The 6,084-nt window shown below is 67.9% G+C and carries 6 protein-coding genes; 4 read left to right on the forward strand and 2 right to left on the reverse strand.

Annotated elements, in window-relative coordinates:
• On the reverse strand, nt 1-133 hold a 133-nt coding region (locus tag VGE49_RS08955; RefSeq protein ID WP_331034217.1), incomplete at its 3' end, for an OB-fold nucleic acid binding domain-containing protein.
• 173 nt (nt 134-306) lie between these two features.
• Between VGE49_RS08955 and VGE49_RS08960 the strand changes: the two genes are divergently transcribed.
• The 4 genes from VGE49_RS08960 to VGE49_RS08975 are packed head-to-tail and all read left to right on the forward strand — an operon-like array spanning nt 307 to nt 5,147.
• Entirely contained in the window at nt 307-981 is a 675-nt protein-coding gene (locus VGE49_RS08960; RefSeq protein WP_331034212.1) for a P-loop NTPase family protein, read from the forward strand.
• 51 nt (nt 982-1,032) lie between these two features.
• On the forward strand, nt 1,033-3,264 hold the full coding sequence (locus VGE49_RS08965; RefSeq protein WP_331034213.1) for an RNA degradosome polyphosphate kinase: 2,232 nt from the start codon (nt 1,033-1,035) through the stop codon (nt 3,262-3,264).
• Complete coding sequence (locus VGE49_RS08970; RefSeq protein WP_331034214.1) at nt 3,264-4,766, forward strand: Ppx/GppA phosphatase family protein; 1,503 nt, start codon at nt 3,264-3,266, stop codon at nt 4,764-4,766. Before VGE49_RS08965 ends, VGE49_RS08970 begins: the two co-directional genes overlap by 1 nt.
• Nucleotides 4,767-4,775: 9 nt before the next feature.
• Nucleotides 4,776-5,147, forward strand: a complete 372-nt coding sequence (locus VGE49_RS08975; protein ID WP_331034215.1) for a VOC family protein — start codon at nt 4,776-4,778, stop codon at nt 5,145-5,147.
• 3 nt (nt 5,148-5,150) lie between these two features.
• On the opposite strand, the gene rnd is transcribed toward VGE49_RS08975, so the two are convergent.
• Nucleotides 5,151-6,084: ribonuclease D (gene rnd, locus VGE49_RS08980; RefSeq protein ID WP_331034216.1), on the reverse strand; the 934-nt coding region annotated here is incomplete at its 5' end.

The raw sequence follows: 6,084 nt of genomic DNA on the forward strand, positions 1-6,084 counted from the left end.
AGTGGTCGCGCAGGTCGATGAACAGCAGGCCGCCGTGGTCGCGCTTGCGGTGAACCCAGCCCGACAGACGAACATTCGCGCCCGCATCCGTCGAACGGAGGGCGCCGCAGGTATGGGTGCGATAGGCGTGCATGATCGGATTCGTCTGAAAACGGCTGGAGAACAGCGTGAATTAGGAGGGGCGAAAGGCCCATCATCGCCCCGGAAAGTCAAGGCTGGCGGCTAAATCCACAGCGCCGCGTGGTTGTCCACCGCCGCCGGGAACCTGCCCACAGCGCGCTGGACGGCCTCTGCTATGGTCTGCTCATGACCGCACTCGGTTCCGACATCCAGCAACTGCGCCTGCCCCTGCGGCAGGAGGCGTCGCAACGCGCGGCGGATTTCGTCGTGTCCGAATCCAATTCGGCGGCGGCCTCGGTGCTGGCGACCTGGCCCGAGATGGCCGGTTCGGTCCTGTCGATCTTCGGCCCGCCGGGCAGCGGCAAGAGCCATCTGGCCGCCGCCTGGGTCGAGCGCACCGGCGCCGTCGCCCTGCACGGAGCCGAGGCCGCCCTGGTCGATCCGCTGGAGCTTGAGGGCCAGTTCGTCCTGCTGGACCGCGCCCAGGACGCCGACGACGAGAGCCTGTTCCACCTGTTCAACCTAACCCAGTCCGGCGGCGGCGCCCTGCTGCTGGTGTCGCGCGATCCGCCGGCGGCCTGGGTCTGCGACCTGCCCGACCTGCGCTCGCGCCTTAACGCCATCCGCACCGTGGGAATCGAAGCGCCTGACGACGCCGTGCTGGGGGCCATGCTCAGACGGGCCTTCGCCACACGAAACATCACGCCCGGCGAGGACGTCGTCGAATACCTAGCCCGCCGCATCGACCGCTCGGCTGATTCCGTCGAACGGATCGTCGACCAGCTTGACGCCTTCCACCGCCCGGTCACGCGCGTCCTGGCCCGTCAGGTGCTGGAAGACAGCGACGAACTGTCTGACTGATTGCGCCACATCGCGGTTGCAGCCGTCACAGGGCCGCGCGACAACAATCAAATGACTGAAATCGCGCCCATCGCCGTCGACACCACTGGCGAGGAAGTCCCTTCCTCGCGCGCCCCGCAGTTGGAGCTGTCCGAGGCGCTGATGACCTCGCCCGAGCGTTTCATCAACCGCGAGCTGTCATGGCTGGCCTTCAACGGACGCGTGCTGGAAGAAGCCGCCAACGAGGGTCATCCGCTGCTGGAGCGGGTCCGCTTCCTGTCGATCTCGGCCAACAACCTGGATGAGTTCTTCATGACCCGCGTGGCGGGCCTGAAGGGCCAGGTCCGCGAACGCGTCCGCGTCGTCTCGCCCGACGGCCTGACGCCCGCCGAGCAGCTGGAACAGGTCAACGCCGCCGCCGGCGGCCTGATGGCCGAGCAGCAGCGCCGCTGGCGCGTCCTGCGCAAGGAGATGGCCGCCGCCGGGATCGAGGTCGTGGACGGCGGCAAGATCACCCGCACCGAGCGCGAACGACTGGAGCCCGAGTTCCTCAATCAGCTGTTCGCCGTTCTGACGCCGATGGCGATCGACCCGGCCCACCCCTTCCCCTTCCTGCCCAACCTGGGGTTCTCGCTGGCGCTGAAGCTGCGGCGGAACAGCGACAACCGCGTCCTCTACGCCCTGGTCCCCGTGCCGACGCAGGTGCGGCGCTTCTGGGCCCTGGCCACCGACGGCCGCTCGACGCCGGGCCGCAAGCGGTTTGTGTCGCTGGAAAACCTGCTGCTGCTGTTCATCGACCACCTCTTCCCTGGCTGCGAGATCCTGGAAAAGGGCCTGTTCCGTCTGATCCGCGACTCGGACATCGAGATTGAGGAAGAGGCCGAAGACCTGGTCATGGAGTTCGAGGAGGCGTTGAAGCAGCGCCGCATGGGCTCGGTCGTCCGCATCAAGATCCAGGCCTCCATGCCCGAGGACCTGCGCGACTTCATCATCGCCGAACTGCACGCCCAGCCGCAGGACGTGGTTCTGGTCGAGGGGATGCTGGGGCTGGCGCAACTGGCCGAACTGATCCCCGGCGGCCACCCCGACCTGAAGTTCAAGGGCTATGAGCCGCGCTACCCCGAGCGGGTGCGCGACAACGGCGGCGACATCTTCGCGGCGGTGCGCGAAAAGGACATGCTGATCCACCACCCGTTCGAGAGCTTCGACGTGGTGGTGCAGTTCCTGCGTCAGGCGGCGCGCGACCCTAACGTCATCGCCATCAAGCAGACGCTTTACCGCACCTCCAAGGACAGCCCCATCGTCGCCGCCCTGATCGAGGCGGCCGAAAACGGCAAGAACGTCACCGCCCTGATCGAACTGAAGGCGCGCTTTGACGAAGAGGCCAACCTGCGCTGGGCGCGGCAGATGGAGCGGGCGGGCGTCCACGTCGTCTTCGGCTTCGTCGAGTACAAGACCCACGCCAAGCTGAGCGTCGTGGTGCGGCGCGAGGGCGATTCCTTGCGCACCTACTGCCACTTCGGCACCGGCAACTATCACCCGACGACGGCCAAGATTTACACCGACCTCAGCCTGTTCACCTGCGATCCCGTCCTGGGGCGCGACGCGACGCGGGTGTTCAACTACATCACCGGCTATGCCGCGCCGGACGAGTTGGAGGCGCTGGTCGTCTCGCCGCTGAACATGAAGACCAGCCTGCTGGAAATGATCGGCAAGGAGATGTCGGCCGCCGCCAAGGGCAAGCCCGCCGCCATCTGGGCCAAGATGAACGCCCTGGTCGATCCCGAGATCATCGACGCCCTGTATCGCGCCAGCCAGTGGGGCGTGCGCATCGAACTGGTCATCCGCGGCATCTGCTGCCTGCGCCCCGGCGTGCCGGGCCTGTCGGAGAACATCCGGGTCAAGTCGATCGTCGGCCGCTTCCTGGAACACAGCCGCATCGTCGCCTTCGCCAACGGCCACGACCTGCCCAGCAACAAGGCCAAGCTGTTCATCTCGTCCGCCGACTGGATGCCGCGCAATCTGGACCGCCGCGTCGAGCTGATGACGCCCATCCTGAACGCCACGGTCCATGATCAGGTGCTGGATCAGATCATGGTCGCCAACCTGAAGGACGACGCTCAGAGCTGGACCCTGGCGGCGGACGGAACCTATCGCCGCGTCACGCCCTCCGGTCCTGAACGTCCCTTCTCGGCTCACAAATATTTCATGACCAATCCCAGCCTGTCGGGCCGCGGCCGCAAGGTGAAGACCCTGCCCGGCGCCCTGTCCTATTCCGGCCTCAAGCCCCGGAAGCGCCGCTGATGGGCGTCGAGGCCGAATATCCGTCGCGTCAGATCGCGGTCATCGACATCGGTTCCAACTCAGTCCGTCTGGTCCTTTACCGGCTGGAAGGCCGGGCGGTCTGGACCATGTTCAATGAAAAGGTCCTGGCCGGTCTGGGTCGTGATCTGGCCGCGACCCGGCGCCTGTCCGTGCCGGGCGTGGTCTCGGCCATGACGGCCCTGCGCCGCTTCGCCGCCGTCATCGAGGGCGTTCAGCCCGATCAGACCATCGTCGCCGCCACCGCCGCCGTTCGCGAGGCCGAGGACGGCGCCGAATTTTGCGCCCGCGTGGCCGCCGAAACCGGCCTCCAGGTCCGCGTGCTCAGCGGCGAGGAAGAAGCCCGCTATTCCGCCCTCGGCGTCCTGGCCGGCGCGCCGGGCTCCAGCGGCGTCGCCGCCGACATGGGCGGCGCCAGTCTGGAGCTGACCCGCATCGGCGACGGCGGCCGCAACCGCCCGCTGGACAAGGGCGTCACCCTGCCGCTCGGCCCCTTCGCCCTGGCCGATCCCAAGGGGTTCGACGTCGATCGTCTGCGCTCGCGCATCGCCAAGCGGTTGGCGCCGGTGGCCGACGTCTACGCCACGGACGCCCTGCACGCCGTCGGCGGGGCCTGGCGCAGCCTGGCCCAGATGCACATGGCCCAGACCGACCACCCGCTGCGGATCGTGCACGAATACGCCATGACCGCCGCCGACGCGCGCGATCTGGCCCGGCTCGTGGCGCGCCAGTCCAAGGCCTCGCTGGAGAAGCTGCCGGGCGTGTCCAAGCGCCGGGCCGAAACCCTGCCTTACGCCGCCCTGGTGCTGGATGGACTGATCGACGCGCTGGGTCTGAAGTCCGTGACCTTCTCGGCCTGGGGCGTGCGCGAGGGCCTGCTCTACGCCGGTCTGTCGCCTGAGATGGCGGCGGTCGACCCGCTGCTCGCCGGCTGTTCGGCCTGGGGCGGGCGGCAAGGCGTGGACCCGGCCCTGCCCCGCGCGCTGGACGGCTGGCTGCAGCCCGTCGTCTCGGCCATGCCCGAAGCCTTTGGCGAGGAGCGCGACGCCCTGCTGACCGCCTCGGTCTGTCGTCTGGCCGACCTCGGCGCACGCCTGCACCCCGATCACCGCGTCGATCTGGTCTTTGATCAGGTGCTGCGCTCGCCCATTCCGGGCCAGACCCATGCCGAACGCGCCTTCCTGGCGGTGGCGATGAACGCCCGTTACGGCGGCGAGGCCAGGACGCCGTCGCCCGGCGCCGTGGATCGTTTGCTGTCGGCATCCGGCCAGAAGCGCGCCCGCGCCCTGGGCCTGGCCATGCGGCTGGCCTGCGACCTGTCCGGCCGCTCGCCGCAGTTGCTGGCCAACGCCGCCGCCACGGTCGAGAAGGGCTCGCTGCGCATCACGGCGGCCGAGGGCTACGCCGACATGCTGCTGGGCGAACAGACCCGCCGCCGCGCCAAGGCCCTGGCCGAAGCCATGAACCTGACCCTCAAAATCTAGGGAACGACCATGCCAGTCACCGGAATCGGCGGTTTCTTCTTCCGCTCCAAGGACACCAAAGCCCTGGCCGACTGGTATCTGACCCACCTCGGCGTCGGGGCGCCGGAGAACGTCTGGATCTGGAACCAGCAAGCGGGACCGACGGTCTTCGCCCCGTTCAAGGAAGACAGCGACTATTTCGCTGCTGACCACCGCTGGATGCTGAACCTGCGGGTCGAGGGGCTGGACGACCTGATCGCGTCGCTGAAGGCGGCCGGGATTGAGGTCATCACCAAGCCGGAATGGGACGCGACCCCCGAGATCGGACGCTTTGCGCGCATCCATGACCCCGAGGGCAATCCGATCGAGCTGTGGGAGCCGGCGTCGCCGCCGGCCCCATAAGCTCTAGCCTTCGATCTCAACGACTTCGACGCGCGAGCCGTTCAGCACCAGGGCGATCTCGCCCTTCTTCAGCTTCAGGGCGTCGTCCCCGAACAGCTGACGGCGCCAGCCCTTCATGGCTTCGACGTCGGCGTTGTCGTCGTTGGCGATCTTTTCCAGATCGGCGACGTTGGCGATCAGCTTGGTGGCCACGCCGGCGTTGTCGCTCTTGGCCTTCAGCAGCACCTTCAGCAGTTCCACCACCGAGGGCGGAGCCGGCTGACTGTGCGCCGGGCGCTCCAGCTTGGGCGCATGAGCTTCCGGATCAGCCAGGACGCGCTTCAGCTCGGCGGCCAGCTCCAGACCCAGCCGCGAACCGCCGAAGCCCTTGGGCACCGAGCGCAGGCGGTTGAAGGCCTCGGGATCGGTCGGGGCCTGAACCGCGATTTCGTCGATGCCTTCATCCTTCAGGATGCGGCCGCGCGGTTGATCGCGTTCCTGCGCCGCGCGCTCGCGCCAGACGGCGGTGGCGACAAAGGCGGCCAGGTACTTGGCGCTGAACTTCTTGGGCTTCAGCCGCTTCCACGCGTTCTCGGGGGTGGTGTCATAGAGGGCCGGATCGGTCAGGGCGCCCATTTCGGACATGACCCAGTCCAGACGGCCTTCCTTCTGCAGCCGATCCCGCAGCTTGGGATAGAGGGCGGCCAGGTGGGTCACGTCGCCCAGGGCATAGACCAGTTGCGCGTCCGACAGCGGGCGGCGCGCCCAGTCGGTGAAACGGCTGCCCTTGTCCAGTTCCTGGCGCAGCATCTGACGGACCAGCTGCTCATAGCTGACCTGATCGCCGAAGCCGGCGGCCATGGCGGCGACCTGGGTGTCGAACATGGGCTTGGGCATGGCGCCCAGGCGGTTGAAGATCTCGACGTCCTGACGGGCGGCGTGGAAGACCTTGATGATC

Source organism: Brevundimonas sp. (assembly GCF_036405315.1).
Taxonomy (GTDB): Bacteria; Pseudomonadota; Alphaproteobacteria; order Caulobacterales; family Caulobacteraceae; genus Brevundimonas.